This is a genomic window from Arthrobacter sp. 9MFCol3.1, from assembly GCF_000620385.1.
Lineage (GTDB): Bacteria > Actinomycetota > Actinomycetes > Actinomycetales > Micrococcaceae > Arthrobacter.
The window spans coordinates 50,231-72,334 of record NZ_JIBJ01000007.1; the positions used below are offsets into that span (position 1 = coordinate 50,231).

Here is a 22,104-nt window from a genome sequence, read left to right on the forward strand (position 1 = left end):
GTAAGATTTAAGGGACTTAAGCGACAACCAGACCCCCACGGAATCCGGAAAGGACTGCACACGATGACGCGCGCTCCCTTCCGGCTGTTCCGCACCGGCCTGATCGGATCCATCATCGTGGCGCTGGCCGCCGGCGGCCACCTGGCCGGCGGCGGACGGCTGCCCGAGCCGGCGATCGTGACGGCGTTATGTGCCGTGGCGATGATCCCCGTGGCCGTCCTGACCCGCGTCCGACTGTCCTTTCCCGCCCTGGCCGGCCTGCTCGGCATAGGGCAGCTGTGGCTGCACTGGTCCTTCGGCGCACTGTCCCCAGGGGCGCCCGCGTCCCTCCAGGCGCGGATGGCGGAGGGCCGTCCGGGCCATTCGGGCCATTCGGCGGCAGTCATGGTCCCGGCGATGCCCGACCCTTCCATGGCGGGTTCCGCGGCCGACATGGGCGGTGCCATGTTCGCCGCACACGCGTTGGCAACGCTCGGCACGGCACTGCTGCTCGCCCACAGCGAGCGGGCCCTGTCCGCGCTTGCTTCCTGGCTGCGCCCCCTCGTGCAGCTGCCCCAGCCCTCCGCCGCCACGCCCCTGCGCGTGCCCGGCCCCTGCGCGCTCAACCTGGTCCTCCCCAAAGCCCGGGTTGGCCTCCGCCTGCCGACCAGGCGCGGACCGCCGGAACCGTCGCGCGCCGCCTGGCATTAGTCCCCTTTCACCTACGGACGGGGACAGCAGGCGGCCACCCGCTGCTACCGCCGGCCGGACACCCCACCGGACGGCCCCCACCGAAGATCCTTTAGTGAAAGGCACCCTTGCCATGAAATCCTCCCTTCGCCGTACCCTCAAGACCGCCGCTGCCGCTACGATGACCGCCGGCCTGCTCGCCGCCGGCGCAGCAGCGGCCTCCGCCCACGTCCACGTGGACACCGATGATCCGGCCGCGGGCGGCTACAGCCACCTGACGTTCAATGTCCCCAACGAGTCCGAGTCGGCCAAGACCAGCAAGCTCGAAGTCACGCTGCCCACGGACACCCCGTTCACGTCGGTGTCCGTGAAGCCCGTCGAGGGCTGGAAGGCCGTCATCACCACGAGCGAACTGCCGAAGCCGATCACGATCGCCGGCGCCACGGTCACCAAGGCCCCGAGTTCCGTGGTCTGGACCGCTGACGAGGCCCACCAGATCGGACCGGACGAGTACCAGGCATTCTCGCTGTCCGTCGGCGTCATGCCGGACGCAGGAACCACCGTGACGCTGCCGACGGCCCAGACCTACACCGACGGAACCGTCGTGAAGTGGGACGAGAAGACGGTCGAGGGCCAGGCCGAGCCCGAGCACCCGGCACCCTCCTTCGTGACCACGGCCAAGGATGCCGACGCCCACGGCGCAGCCGTCCCCGCAGCAGCCACGACGGCGGCACCCTCGGCGGCAGCGGCAGCGAGCACGACCAGTGACGGCGGATCCGCCGCCGGCTGGATCGGGCTGGCCGCAGGCCTGGCCGGACTGGCCGCGGGCGTCACGGCACTGCTCCGCACCCGCCCGTCCAAGGTCCAGTAATCCCGGCAAATAGCCCGGATACAAACCCAGGCAAGTAGCCCGCCGCCGGACCTCCGGCCCGAGCGGTGACGGCGGCCCCGGATCCCCGGGGCCGCCGTCACACTTGACATCCCGGTGTGATCCCTGCCATGTTTTAAGGCGTGAACCTGTCAGACAGCCGGACAGCAGGACAGCCTTTGGCTCGCCTCAGCGCCGCCGAAGCCGTTTTCAACGTCCTCCGCGCCGAAATCGAATCCGGCAGGCTCGGCGTCGGCGCCAAGCTGAACTCCGAGGCCACCCTTGCGCAGCAGTACGGCGTGAGCCGCTCCGTGGTCCGCGAGGCCTTGCGCTCCTGCACCGCCCTTGGCCTGACGGTCACCAGGACTGGGCGGGGCACGTTCGTCGTCGCCAACCGCGTGGCCAAGGACCTGGTCCTGGGCCAATACTCGGCCCGCGACCTCACGGAGGCACGCCCCCATATCGAGGTTCCTGCCGCCGGGCTGGCAGCAGAACGCCGTTCGGCCGAGGAGCTGGCAACGCTGCGCGACATCGTTGCCGCGATGAGCGGCGAGGACGACCCCGAAGTGTGGGTGGGCCTGGATTCCAGCTTCCACGCGTTGATCGCGCGGGCCAGCCGGAACAAGGTCTTCGAAAACGTCGTCGCCGACATCCGGGACGCCCTCGCCCACCAGTCCGAGACCCTGAACATGGTGGCGGACCGCCAGCACGCGTCCGACGAGGAGCACCGGCGCATCCTGGCCGCGATCGAAGCCGGCGACGCGGCGACGGCCCGCATCGCCATGAGCCAGCATCTGCACGCCGTTGGCATTGCCCTCGACTCGATCCTCAACGCCTGACGTCAGGCTCCTGGTGCCGCGAGCAATGCCGTCAGCAATGGGTCAGCACCAACCAAGCCAGCACCAACAAAGTGACCAGCCACCACAGCCGCATCGATCTCCACCGACAAAGGACGCAATGACTTCCCCTGCCCTCGCCAACACCCCGACCCCGCTGGCCCCGGAGCGGCTGCCGCAGCACGTCCCGCTGGCGGTCCAGACCCGGGACGGCCTGGTCGAGAGTGTCCACTACGGCTCGGTCATCGCCACCGCAGCGGACGGCCAGATCCTTCTGACTGCCGGGGAGCCCCTCGCCCCGTTCTACCCGCGGTCCGCCCTGAAGCCCCTGCAGGCCGTCGCCATGGTCCGCGCCGGGCTGGACCTCCCGGACGAACTCCTCGCCCTCGCCGCCGCCAGCCATTCCGGCGCAGCCAGCCACCGTGAGGGCGCCCGGCGCATCCTGGACCTGCACGGCCTGACGCCCGCGGACCTCAAGAACAGCACCGACCTCCCCTACGGCGCCCGCGAGCGCGAAGACTGGCTCGGCGGCGGCGGCCAGGCCACCCAACTGACCCAGAACTGTTCCGGAAAGCATGCCGCCATGGCGGCCACCTGCGTCATCAACGGCTGGCCGGTCCAGGGCTACCTGGACCCGGGGCACCCGCTGCAGCAACTGGTGGCCCGGACCGTGGCGGACCTGACCGGCGAGGACCCCGAGCGCACCACCACCGACGGCTGCGGCACCCCGCTCTTCGCGCTCACGCTGCGCGGCATGGCCCGCGCCTTCGGTCAGCTGGCGGCGGCTGCCGCGGGCGGATCCGGCGAAGCGGAAGCCGCCGTCGGCCGCGCCATGCGCCGCCACCCCGAGATGGTTGCGGGCGAGGACCGCGACGTCACCGCGCTGATGCGCCTGGTCCCCGGCCTGCTTGCCAAGGACGGCTTCGAGGGCGTCCAGCTGGTGGGCCTCCCGGACGGCCGCGCCCTCGCCGTGAAGGTCTCCGACGGCGGAGACCGCGCCCGGATGCCCGTCACCGTCCGGGTCCTGGCCGCGCTGGGCGTCGACACCTCCCCCTTGGCGCGCCTCGCCGCCACCCCAGTGCTGGGCGGCGGCCGGCCCGTCGGGCTGCTGCAGGCCACCGATTTCCTCGCAGCCCCCAAGATCTCCCCCGCCCCCGACGACCTTTAAGGACCGCCATGACCTCGCCCGACGAACGCGCAGAATTCCGCTCCGAACACGACCTCCTGGGTGACCGGGACGTTCCCGCCGACGCCTACTGGGGCGTCCACACCCTCCGGGCCGTGGAGAACTTCCCCATCACGGGCCAGCCGCTGTCCTCCAACATGCACCTGGTCCGCGGGCTGGCCGCCGTGAAACTCGCCGCCGCCCGCACCAACCACGAGCTCGGACTGCTCGACGTCGGGCGTGCCGCCGCCATCGGGGAAGCCTGCACCGAGGTCATGAACGGCAAGCTCAGCGAGCAATTCGTCGTCGACGTCATCCAGGGCGGCGCCGGGACCTCCTCAAACATGAACGCCAACGAGGTCATCGCCAACCGGGCCCTGGAAATCCTCGGGCACCCGAAGGGCGACTACGCCCGGCTGCACCCCAACGACCACGTCAACCTCAGCCAGTCCACCAACGACGTCTACCCCACGGCGGTCAAGCTCGGCACGATCTTCGCGGCCCGGGAACTGCTCCAGGCCCTCACCGAACTCGAAGACGCCTTCGCCGCCAAAGCCCTCGAGTTCCGCACGGTGGTGAAGATGGGCCGCACCCAGCTCCAGGACGCCGTCCCCATGACGCTCGGCCAGGAATTCGGCACCTACGCCGTCACGATCGGCGAGGACCGGCTCCGCCTGGCCGAAGCCGACCTGCTGATCCACGAAATCAACCTCGGCGCCACCGCGATCGGCACGGGCCTCAACGCCCCCGCCGGGTACGCCGAGGCCGCCTGCCGGCACCTGGCCGAGATCACGGGCCTGCCGCTGATCACCGCAGTGGACCTGATCGAGGCCACGCAGGACGTCGGCGCCTTCGTGCACCTCTCCGGTGTGCTCAAGCGCGTCGCCGTGAAACTCTCCAAGATCTGCAACGACCTCCGGCTGCTTTCCTCCGGCCCGCGGGCCGGCTTCGGCGAGATCAACCTCCCCGCGGTGCAGTCCGGCTCCTCGATCATGCCCGGCAAGATCAACCCGGTCATCCCGGAAGTGGTCAGCCAGGTGGCCTACGAGGTGATCGGCAACGACGTCACCATCACCATGGCCGCCGAGGCCGGCCAGCTCCAGCTCAACGCCTTCGAACCCATCATCGTCCACAGCCTCCACAAGAGCATCTCCCACCTGGAAGCCGCCTGCCGCACCCTCACGGCCCGCTGCGTCCGGGGCATCACAGCCAACACCGAACACCTCCGCCTCACCGTGGAACAATCCATCGGCCTCGTCACCGCCCTGAACCCGCAACTCGGCTACGCCACGGCCACGGCCATCGCCCAGGAAGCCCTCGCCACCGGCAAAGGCGTCGCGGAACTCGTGCTCGAACACGGCCTGCTCACCGCCGAGCAGCTCGCCAGCCTCCTCAGCCCGCAACGCCTGGCCAACCTGAGCAAGTAGCGCACCTCCGAACCCCGAAGGACCCCCATGACTTCTCCTGACACTGCCCGCGCCCAAAATCAGCCCGCCCAACAACAGCAGTCCCGGCAGCAGACTGTCTCCGACCACACGATACCGGCACACGCCCACGCCTCGGAGGCCGCGCTCCACGCCGAGGACCAGGGCTATCACAAGGGCCTGAAACCCCGGCAGGTCCAGATGATCGCGATCGGCGGCGCCATCGGCACCGGCCTGTTCATGGGTGCCGGCGGCCGGCTCGCCACCGCGGGACCGGCCCTGATCATCAGCTATGCCGTCTGCGGGTTCTTCGCCTTCATGATCCTGCGCGCTCTCGGCGAACTCGTGATGCACCGGCCCTCGTCCGGCTCCTTCGTCTCCTACGCCCGCGAATTCTTCGGCGAGAAGGCCGCGTTCGTCACCGGCTGGCTGTACTGGCTGAACTGGGCCATGACCGCGATCGTGGACATCACCGCCGTCGCGCTGTACATGAACTTCTTCAAGAAGTACTGGGCGCCCATCGCGGACGTGCCGCAGTGGGCGTGGGCGCTGGCCGCCCTGATCTTGGTCCTGGTCCTGAACCTGATCAGTGTGAAGGTGTTCGGCGAGCTGGAATTCTGGTTCGCGCTCATCAAGGTCGTGGCGCTCGTTTCCTTCCTGCTCGTCGGCATCTACTTCGTCATCTTCGGCACGCCCGTGGCCGGCCAGGAGGTCGGCTTCAGCCTCATCGCGGACAACGGCGGCATGTTCCCCAACGGCCTCCTGCCGGCCATCGTGGTGATGCAGGGCGTCGTGTTCGCCTACGCCTCGATCGAACTGATCGGCACCGCCGCCGGCGAGACCGAAAACCCCGAGAAGATCATGCCGCGGGCCATCAACACGGTGATCGTGCGCATCGCGGTGTTCTACGTCGGCTCGCTCGTGCTGCTCTCCCTGCTGCTGCCCTACAGCTCCTACAAGGCCGGCGAAAGCCCCTTCGTGACGTTCTTCGGCTCCATCGGGGTGGACGGCGTGGACGCCATCATGAACCTCGTGGTCCTCACCGCGGCGCTGTCCTCGCTCAACGCGGGCCTCTACTCCACCGGACGGATCATGCGTTCGATGTCCATTTCCGGTTCAGCACCGAAATTCGCGGCCCGGATGAACAAGTCCGGCGTCCCCTACGGCGGCATCGCCCTCACGGCCGCCGTGGCTGTCCTGGGCGTGATCCTGAACGCCTTGGTGCCGGCCGAGGCCTTCGAGATCGTCCTGAACGTCGCATCGCTGGGCATCATCAGCACGTGGGCCATGATCGTCCTGTGCCAGATGCAGCTGGCCCGTCTCGCGGCCCGCGGGGAACTGCTCCGGCCCGCGTTCCGCATGCCGGGCGCACCCGTGACGGGCTGGGTCACCCTGGCCTTCCTCCTGGCGGTGCTGGTCCTCATGGCCTTCGATTCGCCCGTAGGAACGTGGACCATCGCCTCGCTCGTGGTCATCATCCCGCTCCTGATGCTCGGCTGGCGCCTCTGCCGGCACCGCATCCTGGAAATCGCCGCCTCCGCGTAACGCAACGTCCCCGCAACCTCTCGTGCACGCGGTTCGCATATGCTCAGCGGAAGACTCAACATGGCTCAGCGACGAACCACCCGGGAGACAGCTCATGACCAACTGGCGGATCAGGGATTTCCATTCGGCCGACCTCGACGGCATCCTGCACCTCTGGGAGTCGCTAAAAGAATCAAATGTCGAGCCCGTCTACGCGCTCTCGGAGGTCCTGGCTTCGTGTGAGAAGGACCACGCCGTCGTCGCGGTGCAGGGCGAACAGGTGGTGGGCGCCGCCGTCGGACGGGCCGCCCATGACCAGGGCTGGATCGTTTTCCTGGCCACGTTGCCCGAATTCCGGGGCCGTGGGATCGGCACCTCGCTGCTGGCCGCGGTCGAGAACCGGATGGCACCGCACGGGCTCAATAAACTTTCGGCCCTGATGCCGGAATCCGAAACCCGGGTGGAGGCGTTCCTGGGCCGCGGCTTCGCGCTGAAGAAGAACCTGCGCTACTTCGAACGGAAAATCCCGGTCCAGCGCCAGGAACTGGAACCCCTGAGCCTGCTGGGCGGCCGCATCCTGGCCCGTGACCTGTGGGAGAACGTGGCCGGCATGCGCCTCGAAAAGGAGCTCCTGGAACGCCGGCTGGTCCTTCCGCTCGCCGAAGCTGACCTCGCCGACGAATACGGTGTGGTGCCGCCGCGGGCCGTCGTCCTCTTTGGCCCGCCCGGAACCGGCAAGACGACCTTCGCCAAGGCGATCGCGTCCCGGCTCGAATGGCCGTTTGTGGAGGTCTTCCCCTCCCGGCTGGCCGCCGATCCGAAGGGACTGGCCGGGGCGCTGCGCGAGACGTTCCTGGAAATCGCCGAACTGGAGCACGCGGTGGTTTTCATCGACGAGGTCGAGGAGATCGCCGCGCAGCGCTCGGGCGAACCGCCCTCTCCCCTGCAGGGCGTCACGAACGAGCTCCTGAAGATCATCCCCGCCTTCCGCGAACAGCCCGGCCGGCTCCTGGTCTGCGCCACCAACTTCATCCGTGCCCTGGATTCGGCGTTCCTGCGCCATGGCCGGTTCGATTACGTCATCCCGATCGGGCTGCCGGACCGGCAGGCCCGCGAGGCCATGTGGCAGCGCTTCATCCCCGTTGCCGTTGTGGACGACGTCGACGTCGAACTCCTGGTGGACCGCACCGAGGGCTTCTCCCCCGCGGACATTGAGTACGCGGCGCGCAGCGCCTCCCAGCGGGCTCTCGAAAAAGCGGTGTACGACGACGGCGGCGCCGCGTCCGGGGGCGATCCCGCCTCCCGCGCGGCTGTCCGGAAGGGCCCCTCGACCCAGGACTACCTTGATGCCATCCGCGACACCCGGACCACGGTCAGCGACGAGGTGCACCAGGACTTCCTCGAGGACATCGACGCCCTGGGCCGGGTGTAGAAGCCGTGTAGCTGAGCCGAGGTGGCGGCGTGATCCTGTTTCTGACGATTGTGAGCGGCCTGGCCTGGACCGCGGTCTACGTCGATGCCATCCGGATCGGCTTCAAGGACCGGAGCTACGCGATCCCGGCCGCCGCGCTGGCCCTGAATTTCGCCTGGGAGGCCATCTACGCCGCGCGCTCCATCGCGACGGGAGTCACCGCCCAGGGGGTCTTCAATATCGCGTGGGGACTGGCCGACGTCGTGATTGTGTACACCTTCCTGAAGTTCGGCCGTTCCGAGCTGCCGGGTTGGGTGACGCGGCGGCTGTTCATCGGCTGGGCGCTCCTGCTCGGTGTCACGGCCTTCGCGGTGCAGCTGCTGTTCGTCGTCCAGTTCGGCTGGGACGACGCGGCCCGCTATGCGGCTTTCCTGCAGAACCTGCTGATGTCCGGGTTGTTCATCGCCATGTTCGCCGCCCGTGGCGGCTCACGCGGCCAGACCCTGCTGATCGCCGTGGCCAAGTGGATCGGCACCCTCGCGCCTACGATCGCCCTGGGCTGGTACGGCAACTCACCCCTCATCCTGGGCGTGGGGATGCTCTGCTGCGTCTTTGACCTGGTGTACATCGGCCTGCTGTGGCGGGCCCGGCAGCCGGGAGCCACTAGAAGGTGACGACGATCTTGCCCTTGGCGTGGCCTTGTTCGAGCGCGGCGAAGGCTTCCGCAATTTCCGCGAACGGGTAGGTGCGGTCCATGACCGGCTGCACGTGGCCGGCGTCGACGAGGGCCGCCAGGGTGCGCAGATCATCCCCGCCGGGATGCATGAACAGGTAGCGGTAGCTGGCTTTCGCCTTGCGGGCGCGGCGGCGGAGGCCCATGCTCATGAGCCAGAACGCGGCGGTGATCATCGGCGGGGAGCCCAGGTCTTTCGTCGCGGTGAGCGGCTCGGGAACGCCGGCGATGGATACCACCCGGCCGCCGGGCCTGAGAATGCGGAAGGAATCCCTGAGTGTCACGCCGCCGACCAGGTCCAAGACCGCATCGAACCCGTGCAGCACCGCGGCGAAGTCCTCCCGGTGGTAGTCGACGACGGCGTCCGCCCCCAGCCGGCGCACCAGCGCCTCGCCGCGGGCCGATGCCGTGGTGGTGACCTGGGCCCCGAAATGCCGGGCGAGCTGGATGGCCAGCGTTCCCACCCCGCCGGCGCCGCCGGAGATGAAGAGCCGGGTGCCGCGGCCCACGCCGAGTTCATCGCGGAGCGCCTGCAGCGCCGTGAGTCCGGCCAGCGGCAGTCCCGCGGCTTCGGCGAATCCGAGCGACGCCGGCATGGCGGCGACCAATTCCTGCTGCACGCACACCAGCTCGGCGAACGCTCCAAGCCTGGCCTTGTCCACCCGGGCGTAAACCCGGTCCCCGATGGCGAACCGGTTGGGCCCGGGTCCGATTGCCTCCACCGTCCCGGCGAGTTCGCAGCCGGCGACGATCGGCAGGCGGACGTGGCTGATGGGCCGGAGCGCGCCCCGGCGGAACTTGAAGTCCACCGGGTTCAGCCCGGCCGCGGCGACCTTGATCCGGACGTCACCCGGGCCGGGCTGGGGAGCCGGAACGTCCCGGAGTTCCATGGCATCCGGGCCGCCGTAGCGTGTGAGGACGTAGGCACGCATGCTTAGTCCCGCGCGGACCCGGTTTCGCCGGGCGCAGCCGCCGAGTCTCCTGCAGCCGTGTCTGGTGCCGTGTCTGCTTCCGGGGCGTCGTAGGAGAGGAACTCGTAGTCCGTGTCGTCCGCCTCGTCGAGCATGTCGTCGAGTTCGTTCAACAGCCAGGGATTGATCCGGGCCAGGATTTTCCGGGTTTCCTCGACAGGGACGGCGGCGTAGAGCACCGGGCGGGCGTCGTCGTAACGGGTGACCGGGGGCTTGTCCGGCCACTTTTCGGCCAGCGCCTTGACCCGTTCGGGCAGCGAATTGTGCGCGTTGTCGGCAATCTTCACGAGCGTGGCGTCGTGGTCCTCGGCGATGTACCGGATGCCGGCCTGGTAGTCGTCGGGGTTCTCATGCAGGCGTTTCGTGACCCGTTCGATGATGTTCGCGGCACGTTCGGAGACCCCCATGTCCAACAGCGCCTGCCGCGTCATGGGGGTGTCCTCGGCGATGTCGTGGAGGTATCCGGCGATCCGGATGTCGTCGTCGAAATCCGCCAGGGCGTCCCCCACGGCGAGCACGTGCTCCCGGTATGGCCGCTTGAGCTTGTCCTTCTGGCGGTTGTGGGCCACCTCGGCCAGGACCTTGGCTGTCTCGACAGTGAAGCGGGGCTGGGGGTGTGCGGGCTCGGTCATGAATCCAGCCTACGCGCCGCGGCTGTCCGTCCCTGTCCGCAGGCCGGTTCCCGGATGCGCTCCCGGCACCCCGGGCCACACCCAGGGTTCGCGCGGCAGGGTGGCCGGGTCGAAGGCGGCCAGTACCTCTTCGAGCCGTCCCGGCGGGAGGCCGAGGGAGGCCAGCAGCGTGTCCCGGACCTGGTCCGCGCCCACCCCGGCCAGCGCCAGGTCGGCGAGCGTGACGGCACCGTCACGCTTGGCCAGCCGGGCGCCGTCGGCGTTCAGTATCAGCGGCACATGCGCATATTCCGGAACAGGCATATTGAGCAGCGACGCCAGATATGCCTGCCGCGGCGTGGAGGGCAGCAGGTCGTCCCCGCGGACCACCTGGTCGATGCCCTGTGCGGCATCGTCCACCACCACGGCCAGGTTGTAGGCGGTCACGCCGTCGTTGCGCCGGAGCACGAAGTCGTCGACCACCCCGGTGTAGCTGCCGTGCAGCACGTCCTGCACCGTCACCTCGGCCACGGTGGAGCGGAGCCGGACAGCCGGCGGCCGGGCGGCCCGCTTGGCCTCGCGCTCGGCGCCGCTGAGGTTCCGGCAGGTTCCCGGGTAGGCGCCCAGCGGAGCGTGCGGCGCGGAGGGGGCTTCCTGGATTTCGCGGCGGGTACAGAAGCACTCATAGGTCAGGCCGGCCGCCGTCAACTCCGCGATGGCCGCGTTATACAGGTGCTCACGGTCCGTCTGGCGCACGACGCCGCCGTCCCAGCTCACGCCGACCGCCGCAAGGTCGCGGAGTTGCTCGGCCTCGGCCCCGGCGCGGGCACGGTCCAGGTCCTCCACCCGCAGCAGGAACCGCCGGCCCCCGGACCGGGCGAACAGCCACGCCAGGATGGCCGTGCGGAGGTTGCCCACGTGCAGTTCGCCGGAGGGACTGGGGGCGAAACGGCCAGCTGAGGTCATGTGACTAGCCTATGCGGAGCAGCACAAGAGCCCCTCAGCTACCGATGACTTCGGAAATCCGACGTCGGTGGCTCAGGGGCTCTTGCCGCGGGTGCGTTGTGCGGAGTGACGATGCGTGAACAAGAGTCAATCAGCGGCTGGTTCCTTGCGGGAGCCTCGTCCGGGGTCCGGGTGGTGTGCCGGGATGTCCGTAGCCTTCGGGATCGTGGCGGTGGCCCCGTCCCCTTGTTGTCACCATTTGAGCAGAAGACCTACAGTTGGTGCAACGGACCGGCGCCGGAGTGGCCAATCTGCTCAACTACAGCCGGGACAGTGAACAGGAAGTGGTCATTTTGCAGGAGCTCGACGCGACGGACCGGCGGATCCTCGCCGCGCTGGACGACGATCCGCGCGTGCCGGTCATGGTGCTGGCGCAGAAGCTGGGCCTGGCCCGCGGCACCGTCCAGTCCCGCCTGGAGCGGATGTCGGCGTCGGGCGCGCTCCGGCCGAACAGCAGCCGGTTGCTGCCGTCCGCCCTGGGCCGCGGCGTGGCGGCCGCGGTCAGCGCGGAACTGGACCAGAGCCACCTCAACGAAGCGATCGCCGCCCTGCGCAATATCCCGGAAGTGCTCGAATGCCACGCACCGGCCGGCGACACCGATCTCCTGATCCGGGTGGTGGCCAAGAGTCCGGACGATCTCTACCGCGTGTCCGAGGAAATCCGGCTGTGCCCCGGAATCGTCCGGACCTCAACGAGCATGTTCCTGCGCGAGGTCATTCCCTACCGGACCACGGGGCTGCTCGGCGCCTGAGCCGGCGGGCTCGTTTAGACCGGCGGGCCGGCGTTGGCCTTCAGGTTCTTCATGACCAGCGTCGACGTCAGGCGCTCGACGCCGGGCAGCGAGGTCAGTTCGCTGTCGTAGAAGCGCTGGTAGGACGGCAGGTCCTCCGCGATGACCTTGAGCAGGTAATCCGGCGACCCGAAGAGCCGCTGGGCCTCGACGATGTTGGGATTGCCGGCCACCCGGCTTTCGAAGATCTCCATGGTGGAACGGTCCACCTGCCGCAGGGTCACGAACACGATCGCCTCGAAACCGAGCCCCACGGCGGCCGGATCAATGTCCGCCCGGTAGCCCCGGATGATCCCGGCGGCCTCCAGATCCCGCAGCCGGCGATGGCACGGGGCCACGGTCAGCCCCACTTTGGCCGCCAGGGCCGTGGCAGTCATCCGGCCATCCGACTTGAAGTAACGCAAAATACTTCTGTCAATAGCGTCAATCACGCAATTATCTTACCCATATTCGGCGATTCCTCGGTAAATAAGCGAACACTTCCCGGCCGATTTTGCCTAGAGTTTTCCTTGTACCCGCCACGAGGTGCCGCACCCCTGGAGCCCGCCATGAACCCCCAGCTTTTCCTCGCCTTCCTGGTTGTCGCCGTCGCCCTGGCATGCACCCCCGGCGTCGACTGGGCCTATTCGATCGCGGCCGGGCTCAGGCAGCGCAGCTTCGCGCCCGCCGTCGCCGGTCTCTGCGGCGGCTACGCCCTCCACACGGCGCTGCTGGTGCTGGGGCTGGCGGCACTGCTGGCCGGAATGCCCGGCGTGCTGGGCTGGCTGACGGCCGCAGGCGCCCTCTACCTGCTGTGGCTGGGCTTCAGCACCGTGCGGTCCTGGCGCGGGGCCAGCTTCAGCACCGGCACCTCGACTCCCGGTACTGCCGCACCCGCGAGCCAGTTCCGGGTCTTCCTCCAGGGCATGGGCATCAGCGGGATCAACCCCAAGGGCCTGCTGTTCTTCGTGGCCCTGGTGCCGCAGTTCGTCAGCCCTGACGCCGCATGGCCGGTTCCGGTCCAGTCGGGACTGCTCGGGCTGACCTTCATCCTGCTCGTGGGCGTCATCTACAGCTGCGTGGCACTCCTGGCGCGGAAACTGCTGCAGGCCAGGCCGGGCGCAGCGCGCCAGGTGACGCTGGCCAGCGGGATCATCATGCTGGCCCTGGGCGCGTTGCTGCTCGCCGAGCAGATCGTGCCCGCCGTCAGCGCAGCCATGGCCCGTGCGTGAGGGAGCGCATCCGACTGAGGGCTACTTGCGCTGCATGTACCACTCGGTGAAGGACGATGCGCGGCCGTCCGCGGTCAACTGAATGACCCACAGGTTGTCATAGCTGCGGCTGTTGCCGCGATATGTCGTCAGGCCCTGCACAAATGCCCGGCCGCCGTCGACCCCCAGCAGCTTCCACTCAAACGTCCAGTCGTCCGGCTCATCGCGCCCGGCAAGCCAGTGCTCCACGATATCGTCCCGGCCCCGCCACGGTTCGGCTTCCTGGGGGCTGGTTGCATAGATGGCGTCTTCGGTAAACAGCGCCCGGATGTCCTCCGGATCGTTCGTCGTCCACGCCGTGAGGTAGTGCTGCATCCAGCGCTCCACCGCATCTCTCATGCCTCGTTTTTACTCCCCGCCCATGGGGCCCGCAAGAGTAGTGATTACGTGGATTTGGCCGTGGCCGGGCGTGGAAGCCTGTCAGTCGTCGTCAGCGCGCCCGTATTCGCGGTCCCAGAGTTCGTGCATTTCGGCGTCCTTGCGGATGGCTTTGACGGCCTCCAGCTGTGCCGGTTTGTGGCGCTGCCAGTCCCGGCCACCCAGGGTTTTGCGGCCCGCCTCGAGGAGGAGCAGGGCGGTGTCCGTCAGCGCGTCGCTGCGGAGGGTGAAGTCGGTCTTCCTGCGCCGCAGGACTTCCTGCAGGGCCGAACGGGAGGCGGTGTAGGCTCCCAGCCTGCGCAGCGACCGGGCCCGCACCAGCAGCAGCGCCGCGGACAGATCGTCCGCGTTCAGCAGGCCTTCGGTCTCTGCCACCACGTCAACGTCGCGTCCCAGCTCGGCCTCCAGCGAACAGCGCGCCAGGGCGAGCGGCAACGACGGCGGCAGCCCGGCCAGCGCCGCGAGTGCCGCCTCCGTCTGGCCGGTCTCGCGCAGGGAATGCGACAGGGCCAGGAACACGGCCTCCTCGGAGAAGAGCACCGGAACCTCGATCCGTTCGGCCACCTCCACCCTGGTGACCACGCCGGCCAGGTACACGCCGGCGTAGCGGTTGGCGTCCTCGTCGTTCCGCAGTCTCAGGCCGTGCTGCAGGAGTTCGGACGCGCGCAGATGCCCGCCGTGGGCGTACGCCAACAGCCCGGCCATGAGGTAGCAGACCCCGGCCCAGCCGGGGTAGGCGAGGGCCAGCGTAATCAGGCGGTCAGGATCGGTGCTGCCGAAGACGGCGGAGTGCACGGCCTTTATTCTCTTGGCGGACGTCCGGCCCCCCACCCTGCCCAGGCGGGGCACCCCGCCTTCGGCGGCCAGCGTCCCGGGAGCCCGGCCTGCCATGAGTCCGGCCACCGCGCCGCCGACGGTCCCGGCCAGGCCGCGGACGGGTGTCCGGACCACAACCTTGCGGAACGGCGTCAGATCGCGGGTGTCCATGTACGGCCTGCGCTGGCCGTCGGGACCTTGGCCGTCAGCAAGCCGGCCGGCGGGATTCCGGTCGTTGTGGATTTGGGGGGCGGATTCGCCAAGTCCGGCGCTCATTCCCCCATGGTAGTAGGCTCCGGCAGGCCGCTGCTAGGCGGACGAGGCCACCCAGAGGCCGATCACCCAGGTGCTCGCGGCGAGGCAGGCGAGGCCGAATTCCGCGATCATGCCCAGGCCCGTGGCCTTCAGCGCGGCCCAGCTCGAGGCCACCGCAGTGCCGAACACGCGGGTGCGCTGCAGCTCGCTGAGCAGGAGTCCGGCGGCGAAGCCCACAAAGAGCCCCACCACGGGGATGACGAACATGCCGGCCACGCCCAGCACCAGGCCCACCACCACGGAACGGCTGGGGATGCTGTGCTCCTTGAGCTTCCGGCCGGTCAGGACGGCACTGGCGGCCATGCCGGCCAGGACGAACATCATCCCGATCCCGAAGACCACCCAACCGGTGGCCCCGGCGCCGCCCCACAGGGCCCAGGCAAGCAGGCTCGCCCCGATCAGGATGCTGCCGGGCAAAACGGGAACGATCGTCCCGGCAACGCCCACCACGATGGCGAGGCCGCAGAGCACTGTCACGACAATCTCGGGATTCATCGCCCCAGTCTATGGCCGGGCCCGGGGCCGCCGTTGACGGCCCCGGGCCGGAGGCTGCCGGCGCCTAGCTTCCGGACGGCTCGCCGTACAAGACGGAGTAATGCGAGATGTCCTTGCCCGAGTAGTGCGAGATTGTCACCGACAGCTGGCTCGAATAGAAGTAGTCAATCTGGGCGCCGAGGCCCTGATTGGCCGAGCCGGCCTTGACGCAGACCGCGATGATCTCCAGACCGTCGGGGGCGGTGATCTCCAGCGACTTGATGCCGTCGGCCACGCTTATTCTGCCGGTATCCCACTCCGGACAAAGCTGGCCCGCCGGCGGGGCCGCGTTGGCGGGCGCCAAACCCCCGCCCAAGAGAACAAGTCCTGCGATGGCCCCAGCCGCTAGCAACTTCTTCATGTCCTGCTCCTTCTCACGAATCGGAAACGGTCCCGGTGCCGCGAACTGCTCGTGGCACCGGTGTTTGGGCCGCGGAAAGTCCACAGCCGCGCCCCGGAGCTTCCGGATGCCTGGTGTGAAGTGAGACTTCGATTCCCCGCCCAGCCGGCAGACCTCCGCAGCAGGCCCTGGGTCCGCTGCGGCTGGAATGCTGGGCCCAGCGTAGGACGGCGCGGCGGCCCGCAACCCGAGTAGTCAGTACTCGAATTTCCCGGACCCGGACGGAGGGCTGATCGTTTCCCGCCGAACGACAGCGGCGACGCTCCCCCTCAGGGAAGCGCCGCCGCCGTCGTCGTCCGGTATCGGATGCCTTGATGCGGAGATCTACCCGGCGGCCACCGCCGCGGCGACTGCGGCGGAGACGGCCGGGGCCACGCGCGGATCCAGCGGGCTGGGCACGATGTAGTCCGCGGAAAGGTCGTCCTCGGCCAGTTCCGCGATGGCCCGGGCCGCGGCGAGCTTCATGGCCGGCGTGATCCGGCGCGCGCCGGCGTCGAGGGCGCCGCGGAAGATGCCGGGGAAGGCAAGGACGTTGTTGATCTGGTTCGGGAAGTCGCTGCGTCCGGTGGCGACCACGGCCGCGTACTTGCTCGCAACCTCGGGCAGGACTTCAGGGTCCGGGTTGGACAGGGCGAACACGATGGAGCTGTGGTTCATCAGCTTGAGGTGCTCCTCGTCCAGCTTGGCAGAGGAGACGCCGACGAACACATCGGCGCCGAGCAGCGCCTCCCCCGGGCCGCCGGTCACGCCCCGCGGGTTGCTGCGGGCGGCGAGCTGGGCCTTCTTGCTGGCCGGATCGGCCGCGATGTCCGCGCGGTCCTTGCTGATGGTGCCGCGGGAGTCGAGGAGGACGACGTCGCCGATCCCGGCCGTCAGCAGGATTTCGGCGACGGCGATACCGGCGGCTCCGGCGCCGGAGACCACCACGCGCAGGCTGTCGAGGGTCCGGCCGGTCACCTTGGCGGCGTTGGTCAGGGCGGCGAGAACCACGACGGCGGTGCCGTGCTGGTCATCGTGCATGACAGGGCAGTCCAGCGCTTCGATGAGTTTCTCCTCGAGTTCGAAGCAGCGGGGCGCGGCGATGTCCTCGAGGTTGACGGCGCCGAAGCTGGGGCGCAGCCGGACAAGTGTCTCGATGATTTCGTCGACGTCGGTGGTGTTGAGGACCAGCGGGATGGAGTCGAGTTCGCCGAAGGCCTTGAACAGCGCGGACTTGCCCTCCATCACGGGCAGCGAGGCGCTGGCTCCGATGTTGCCCAGCCCCAGCACGGCCGTGCCGTCGCTGACCACCACCACGAGGCGCTGGGCCCACGTGAGCGTCTTGGCGAGCTCCGGGTTGGCGTGGATGGCGCGGCTGACCTGGGCGACACCAGGGGTGTAGGCGATGGAGAGGTCGCGCTTGCTGGCGAGCGGGACGGTGCTGGAAATCGACAGCTTGCCGCCCTCGTGGGATGCGAAGATCTCCTCGTCGCTGAGCACGGCTACTGCCTCAGCCGGGGAGGTGGAATCGGCGGGAATGATCGTTTCAGTGGACACGTCGTTGTCTCCTGGGGCTCACCGTGGGCGCACGGCTCATGGAAGCTCAAGCAAGGATGCTCAAGTTGGTCTGGCAGGGGCGGCGGCGACCAAAGGTGGCGGTCGCCGGTGATGCCCCGAGTTGCTGGCGTCAGCCGGCATCCGGTCCAGCAATGGTAAACAGGGCATCGCACCCGTTACGCCGGCGCGGAGCGTTAAAGTGCAGTGGTGAAACGTTTCTTCTACAGAATATGTGACCCGGATCACGTGCAGGAGGGCATGAGACGGGTCGCTGGTCTAGACCAGTTACGCGGCCTGCGGGGCCCGTTGCAGGAGGGAACAGGCCTTCTTCAGGTCTTCCTCCGCTTCGAAGAGCGACAGCCGGCGGCAGCGGACGGCCTGGACCAGGCCCGTGACCGTCAGCAGCAGGACCCGGGCCACTGCCGGGTCGCCGCATGCCGCCGTCACAGCCTTCTCGGCCGTGGCATCGATCTCGCGCAGCAGCCGCGTGGTGTCGTTGTCCTTGACGTAGACCGCCCGGTTGAGGGACTGCTCCACGGCGGGCTGCATCAGGCGCATGTGGAAGATCTCCATCACCACTCCCGCGAGGGCCTGGGCCGCGACCTTGCCCGCCGCGGGCGAGCTCCCCGCGAGCAGTTCGCCCAGTTGCTTGCGGTACAGCGCCAGAACCAGCTGGGTGGCCGACGGGAAGTAGCGGTACAGCGTCCCCAGTGGCACGTCCGCCTTGGCCGCCACCTCGGACAGGACCACGGAATCCAGGCCTTTGCGGGCAAACCCCGCGGCAACGTCAAGGATCCGCACGTAACGGAGCCGCTGCCGGGGCAGAGTGGGTGGAGGGGCCATCGGTGGAAGATCTGAGTGAAAATCAGGCATCAGCAGCGTTCCGGGGGTCGTTTTTCTCGGCAGCCGGGCGCGATCCGCCCACCGCGCTGCCGCGGCAATTGCCGTCCACTATACGCCACGAATCCGGGCCCCCGGCGAGTGGACCGGGGCCCCGGATGCCCCTGAACGGAACCCGGGCGGCTCAGTCCACTCCCTTGATCTTCACCACGAACACGGCGCCCAGAAGCCCAATCACGGCGGCCGCCACATACAGCGCAACATAGCCACCCCAGAATGCAACAAAGGGGTAGGCGACCAGCGGGGCGAGCACTTGCGGCAGCGAGTTGGCGATGTTGATGACGCCAAGATCCTTGCCCCGGTTCAGGGCCGTGGGCAGCACCTGGGTAATGAGGGCAAAGTCCACCGCCAGGTAACAGCCGAAGCCGACGCCGAGCACGGACGCGCCGATCAGCGCACCCGGCCAGGTGGGCGCGAACGCAAGAATGAGGGAGGCCGCGGCGATCACCGCGGAGGAGATGATGACCAGCGGCTTCCGGCGGCCCAGCCGGTCGCTCAGCCGGCCCCCGACCACGCTGGTGATGATCACCATGACCGCATACAGGCCCGTGAGGATCAGGACACCAAACGCGGGCTCGATGCCCTGGGTTTCGCGGACCCGGACGGCGTCGTTGAGGAAGAACAGCAGGTAGAGGGTGACCATGTGGTTGCCGATGTTCACCAGGAGCCGCGTCAGCCAGGCCCAGGCAAAATCCGGGTAGCGGGCCGGGGAAATCCAAAAGCCCCGCATGAAGCCGCCCAGGCTGAACGGCGGACGGGCCTGCGCAGGCAGCGGAACGTCGTCGTTCTTGAAGTAATAGAGCACGACGCCGGCGAGCAGCGCCGCCGCGCAGACAACGTACCCCGCGGCGAAGTTTCCGGCGACGGCGGCGGCGATCACCGCCCCGGCCAGGATTCCTGCTGTCTGGCCCATGGCGGCCAGGCCGCCGACGGTGCCGCGCTGGGGCACCGGCACGCGGTCCGGGATGGCCGCCGTGATGGCCGCGTAGGCGCCGTTGCAGCCGGCCTGGACGAGGCACCAGAGCAGCGTCATGGCGGCGACGCCAGGGGCGCCTGCCAGCGCTATCAGGGCCGCGGCACCCAGGACGGCGCCGAAGAGCACCCACGGCACCCGCCGGCCCCGGCGCGCGGTGGTCCGGTCACTGAAGGCGCCGAAGAGCGGGTTGGCGACCAGGGAGACGGCCGCACCCGCACCCGTCACGAGGGCGAGGATGGCTTCCTTGTCCGGTTCACTGAAGGCTGCCGCCTGTTGGCCGAGGAGCACCTGGAGCGGGCCGAAGAACGCCGCGTTGATGCCGACGTTGACCAATACCACCCCTGCCGTCCAGACAGGGGTGACGCGGCGTTCGGGTTCGGCGAGCGCCGGCGCGGTGGTATCGGACATGCTCATGGCTCCCCCTGGAACTGATGATCAGGCATATGTAATCAGTGCGGAGCCAGACTACCGGGACTCGGCAGATCTGGGTGCAATGTGCGAGTCTCGGTCATGAAACACGCTGCCAACCCGCTCAGCCAGGTCATCCGGTTATTACCCAAGGAGTCACCGTGAACGCTTCCGTCCTCAATACTGCAGACCTATACGACGAGCGCGGCGGGGAGTTGGAGTCCGTGTCGGTGCAGTTCCAGTCTCTGGGCGGGCACACGCACTTCAGCGGGCCGGTCCGGACCATTCAGTGTTTGGAGGACAACGCGCTGGTCAAGTCCGTGCTGGCCACTCCGGGCCACGGCTCCGTGCTGGTGGTCGACGGCGGCGGCTCCCTCCGCACGGCGCTGATGGGGGACATGATCGCGGCGAGCGCCGTCGCGAACGGCTGGGCCGGCGTCGTCATCAACGGCGCCATCCGGGACCGGCTCGCCATCGCGGGGCTGCCGCTCGGGGTCAAGGCACTGGGCAGCAACCCGCGCAAGAGCGCCAAGGACGGCGCCGGGGCAATCGACGTTCCCCTGGAGATCGACGGCGTGGCCATCCGCCCCGGGGCGATGATCTGGTGCGATCCGGACGGGATCCTGGTCGAACGCTAAGGACTTTCTTCGCCCCGAGGTCGTGGCGGGAACAATTCAGCCAGTAACATAGTTACTGAAAGCAACTATCCGCTTGATCCCCACACTTCACCTTGGAGCAGTCATGTCCAAAACCACCTCCGTGCGCGCCGCGGGAGAGGTCCTGACCCACCGTCAGACCATCACCGTCATGGTGGGACTCATGCTCGGCATGTTCCTGTCTTCGCTGGACCAGACGATCGTGTCCACCTCGATCTACACGATCGCCAACGACCTCGACGGCCTCTCCCTGCAGGCCTGGGCCACCACCGCCTACCTCATCACCTCCACGGTGAGCACGCCGCTCTACGGCAAGCTCAGCGACATCTTCGGGCGCCGCCCGCTGTATCTCATCGCCATCGTGATCTTCCTCGCCGGTTCGCTCTACGCCGGCTCGGTCCACTCGATGACCGAGCTCGCCATTGCCCGCGGCATCCAGGGCATGGGCGCCGGCGGCCTCCTGGCCCTCGCCCTGACCATCATCGGCGACATCGTGCCGCTCAAGGACCGGGCCAAGTACCAGGGCTACTTCATGTCGGTCTTCGGCATCTCCTCCGTCCTGGGTCCGGTGATCGGCGGCGCCTTCGCAGGCACCGAAACTATCCTCGGGATCGACGGCTGGCGCTGGGTGTTCCTGATCAACATCCCGATCGGCCTCGCGGCCCTCACGGTGGTGTTCATGTACCTGCACCTCCCCGCCAAGCACGTGAAGCAGAAGATCGATTACTGGGGCGCCGCGGCCATCACGCTGGCCATTGTGCCGCTCCTCCTCGTGGCCGAACAGGGCCGCACCTGGGGCTGGAGCTCCGCGAACTCCTACCTCTGCTACGGGCTGGGCGTCGTGGGCATTATCGCGTTCCTGCTGGCCGAACGGCGAGCCGGCGACTACGCGCTGATCCCGCTCCGGCTGTTCCAGAACGTCACCTTCGGCCTGTCCTCGCTGCTGAACTTCATCATCGGCATCGGCATGTTCGGCGCCATCGCGATGCTGCCGATGTACCTGCAGCTGGTCAAGGGCCTGACCCCCACCGAGGCCGGCCTGATGATGATCACCTTCACCGTGGGTATCCTCACCGGCTCCATCACGGCGGGCCGGACCATCTCAGCCTCGGGCACCTACCGGATCTTCCCGATCCTGGGCACCGCCACGCTTACGGTGGCCGCCGTCGTCATGGGCCTCTCCCTGGGCGTGGACACGCCGCTGTGGGTCCCGGGCGCCATCGCGGTGTTCTTCGGCCTGGGACTGGGTTTCTGCATGCAGCCGCTGACGCTGGCCATGCAGGTCTCCGTGCCATCGAAGGACATGGGCGTGGGCACGTCCTCCGCCGCGTTCTTCCGCTCCATGGGCGGCGCGGTTGGCACGGCCGTGTTCATCTCGATGCTTTTCAGCCTCGCGGCGGACAAGATCGCCACGGGCATGAAGGACGCCGCGCAGAATGCCGACTACCTCAAGGTGCTCAAGGACCCGGCAGTGGCGGCCGACCCTGCCAACGCCAAGCTTTACGAGTTCTTCAATAACGGTGCCAGCAACGATTCTCTCAACGACACCAGCTGGCTGCACACCGCCAACGCGACACTGACGCGCCCCATCACCGAGGGGTTCGCGCAGTCGATCGACGCCGTCATGCTCACAGCCGCTGTGCTCACCGGCATCGCCTTCCTGATCACGTTCGCCCTGCCGAACAAGAAACTCACGGACCCGAAGACGGTCGCCCGGGAGGGTGCCGTGGCCGCCGCCCACTAGGGCGGTCCCGAGGGCTGGAATACGACGACGGCAGGCAGTCTTCCGGACTGCCTGCCGTCGTCGTCTGCCCCCAGCCGCAGCAGTTGCAGAGTGTATGTTTCGTCTCACTTTCCGGTGGTTGTGACAGGGGGCACGCCGGGTCGGGTGTAAGACTGGGTAGTTGCGGCGAAGGCCGTGGACCGC

General features: G+C 68.4%; 23 protein-coding genes. 12 read left to right on the forward strand and 11 right to left on the reverse strand.

The genetic code is table 11. The annotated features are described in order from the left end of the window. Positions 1–63 precede the first annotated feature (63 nt). The 8 genes from C560_RS0108720 to C560_RS0108755 all read left to right on the forward strand — a co-directional run bounded on the left by C560_RS0108720 (position 64) and on the right by C560_RS0108755 (position 8,571). The gene (locus C560_RS0108720; RefSeq protein WP_051533064.1) at positions 64–690 is read left to right on the forward strand and encodes a hypothetical protein; all 627 of its coding nucleotides are present in this window, start codon (positions 64–66) and stop codon (positions 688–690) included. Between the two features lie 112 nt (positions 691–802). Then, a complete protein-coding gene (locus C560_RS0108725; protein WP_026537912.1) occupies positions 803–1,540 on the forward strand; it encodes a YcnI family copper-binding membrane protein in 738 nt (245 codons plus the stop codon). Between the two features lie 140 nt (positions 1,541–1,680). Continuing rightward, positions 1,681–2,376 carry a FadR/GntR family transcriptional regulator gene (locus C560_RS0108730; protein WP_026537913.1) on the forward strand — a complete coding sequence of 232 codons (696 nt, stop codon included), beginning with the start codon at positions 1,681–1,683 and terminating at the stop codon, positions 2,374–2,376. A 118-nt stretch (positions 2,377–2,494) separates the two neighbouring features. Further along, entirely contained in the window at positions 2,495–3,541 is a 1,047-nt protein-coding gene (locus C560_RS0108735) for an asparaginase (protein ID WP_026537914.1), read from the forward strand. An 8-nt stretch (positions 3,542–3,549) separates the two neighbouring features. Further along, positions 3,550–4,965 carry an aspartate ammonia-lyase gene (locus tag C560_RS0108740; RefSeq protein ID WP_026537915.1) on the forward strand — a complete coding sequence of 472 codons (1,416 nt, stop codon included), beginning with the start codon at positions 3,550–3,552 and terminating at the stop codon, positions 4,963–4,965. Positions 4,966–4,992: 27 nt separating this feature from the next. Then, positions 4,993–6,507, forward strand: a complete 1,515-nt coding sequence (locus C560_RS0108745) for an amino acid permease (protein WP_026537916.1) — start codon at positions 4,993–4,995, stop codon at positions 6,505–6,507. A gap of 94 nt (positions 6,508–6,601) precedes the next feature. Then, positions 6,602–7,918 (forward strand): ATP-binding protein, encoded by a 1,317-nt coding sequence (locus C560_RS0108750; RefSeq protein ID WP_026537917.1) that lies wholly within the window; start codon positions 6,602–6,604, stop codon positions 7,916–7,918. 29 nt (positions 7,919–7,947) lie between these two features. After that, complete coding sequence (locus C560_RS0108755) at positions 7,948–8,571, forward strand: transmembrane-type terpene cyclase (RefSeq protein ID WP_026537918.1); 624 nt, start codon at positions 7,948–7,950, stop codon at positions 8,569–8,571. Here the strand turns inward: C560_RS0108755 and C560_RS0108760 are convergent. From C560_RS0108760 to gluQRS, 3 genes are read right to left on the reverse strand one after another with little or no spacing between them, the layout of a single operon-like run. Continuing rightward, entirely contained in the window at positions 8,561–9,562 is a 1,002-nt protein-coding gene (locus tag C560_RS0108760) for an NADP-dependent oxidoreductase (RefSeq protein WP_026537919.1), read from the reverse strand. The two genes, C560_RS0108755 and C560_RS0108760, sit on opposite strands and share 11 nt — an antisense overlap. A gap of 2 nt (positions 9,563–9,564) precedes the next feature. Continuing rightward, a complete protein-coding gene (locus tag C560_RS0108765; protein WP_026537920.1) occupies positions 9,565–10,233 on the reverse strand; it encodes an HD domain-containing protein in 669 nt (222 codons plus the stop codon). Between the two features lie 9 nt (positions 10,234–10,242). Next, positions 10,243–11,178: a tRNA glutamyl-Q(34) synthetase GluQRS gene (gene gluQRS / locus C560_RS0108770; RefSeq protein ID WP_026537921.1), complete on the reverse strand. Its 936-nt coding sequence runs from the start codon at positions 11,176–11,178 to the stop codon at positions 10,243–10,245. 332 nt (positions 11,179–11,510) lie between these two features. On the opposite strand from gluQRS, the gene C560_RS0108775 reads away from it, so the two are divergent. Then, the gene (locus C560_RS0108775) at positions 11,511–11,969 is read left to right on the forward strand and encodes an Lrp/AsnC family transcriptional regulator (RefSeq protein ID WP_026537922.1); all 459 of its coding nucleotides are present in this window, start codon (positions 11,511–11,513) and stop codon (positions 11,967–11,969) included. Positions 11,970–11,983: 14 nt separating this feature from the next. Here C560_RS0108775 and C560_RS0108780 read toward each other — a convergent pair whose 3' ends face one another. After that, a complete protein-coding gene (locus C560_RS0108780) occupies positions 11,984–12,439 on the reverse strand; it encodes an Lrp/AsnC family transcriptional regulator (protein WP_081801656.1) in 456 nt (151 codons plus the stop codon). A 117-nt stretch (positions 12,440–12,556) separates the two neighbouring features. Here C560_RS0108780 and C560_RS0108785 point away from each other — a divergent pair, with 117 nt between their 5' ends. Continuing rightward, positions 12,557–13,219: a LysE family translocator gene (locus C560_RS0108785; protein ID WP_018775424.1), complete on the forward strand. Its 663-nt coding sequence runs from the start codon at positions 12,557–12,559 to the stop codon at positions 13,217–13,219. 21 nt (positions 13,220–13,240) lie between these two features. Here the strand turns inward: C560_RS0108785 and C560_RS0108790 are convergent, their stop codons facing one another. The 7 genes from C560_RS0108790 to C560_RS0108820 all read right to left on the reverse strand — a co-directional run bounded on the left by C560_RS0108790 (position 13,241) and on the right by C560_RS0108820 (position 19,527). Then, complete coding sequence (locus C560_RS0108790) at positions 13,241–13,597, reverse strand: nuclear transport factor 2 family protein (RefSeq protein WP_026537924.1); 357 nt, start codon at positions 13,595–13,597, stop codon at positions 13,241–13,243. 81 nt (positions 13,598–13,678) lie between these two features. After that, positions 13,679–14,728: a hypothetical protein gene (locus C560_RS0108795; protein WP_231494300.1), complete on the reverse strand. Its 1,050-nt coding sequence runs from the start codon at positions 14,726–14,728 to the stop codon at positions 13,679–13,681. A gap of 33 nt (positions 14,729–14,761) precedes the next feature. Next, positions 14,762–15,262: a DUF456 domain-containing protein gene (locus C560_RS0108800; protein ID WP_026537926.1), complete on the reverse strand. Its 501-nt coding sequence runs from the start codon at positions 15,260–15,262 to the stop codon at positions 14,762–14,764. A 64-nt stretch (positions 15,263–15,326) separates the two neighbouring features. After that, a complete protein-coding gene (locus tag C560_RS23325) occupies positions 15,327–15,662 on the reverse strand; it encodes a hypothetical protein (RefSeq protein WP_155855763.1) in 336 nt (111 codons plus the stop codon). Between the two features lie 363 nt (positions 15,663–16,025). Further along, positions 16,026–17,219 (reverse strand): NAD(P)-dependent malic enzyme, encoded by a 1,194-nt coding sequence (locus C560_RS0108810; protein ID WP_051533080.1) that lies wholly within the window; start codon positions 17,217–17,219, stop codon positions 16,026–16,028. Between the two features lie 303 nt (positions 17,220–17,522). After that, complete coding sequence (locus tag C560_RS0108815; RefSeq protein WP_439954085.1) at positions 17,523–18,080, reverse strand: helix-turn-helix domain-containing protein; 558 nt, start codon at positions 18,078–18,080, stop codon at positions 17,523–17,525. Between the two features lie 181 nt (positions 18,081–18,261). Beyond that, the gene (locus C560_RS0108820; RefSeq protein WP_026537929.1) at positions 18,262–19,527 is read right to left on the reverse strand and encodes an MFS transporter; all 1,266 of its coding nucleotides are present in this window, start codon (positions 19,525–19,527) and stop codon (positions 18,262–18,264) included. A gap of 155 nt (positions 19,528–19,682) precedes the next feature. On the opposite strand from C560_RS0108820, the gene rraA reads away from it, so the two are divergent. After that, positions 19,683–20,159 carry a ribonuclease E activity regulator RraA gene (gene rraA / locus C560_RS0108825; RefSeq protein WP_026537930.1) on the forward strand — a complete coding sequence of 159 codons (477 nt, stop codon included), beginning with the start codon at positions 19,683–19,685 and terminating at the stop codon, positions 20,157–20,159. Between the two features lie 103 nt (positions 20,160–20,262). Beyond that, positions 20,263–21,921, forward strand: a complete 1,659-nt coding sequence (locus C560_RS0108830) for an MDR family MFS transporter (RefSeq protein WP_026537931.1) — start codon at positions 20,263–20,265, stop codon at positions 21,919–21,921. Positions 21,922–22,104: the final 183 nt, after the last annotated feature.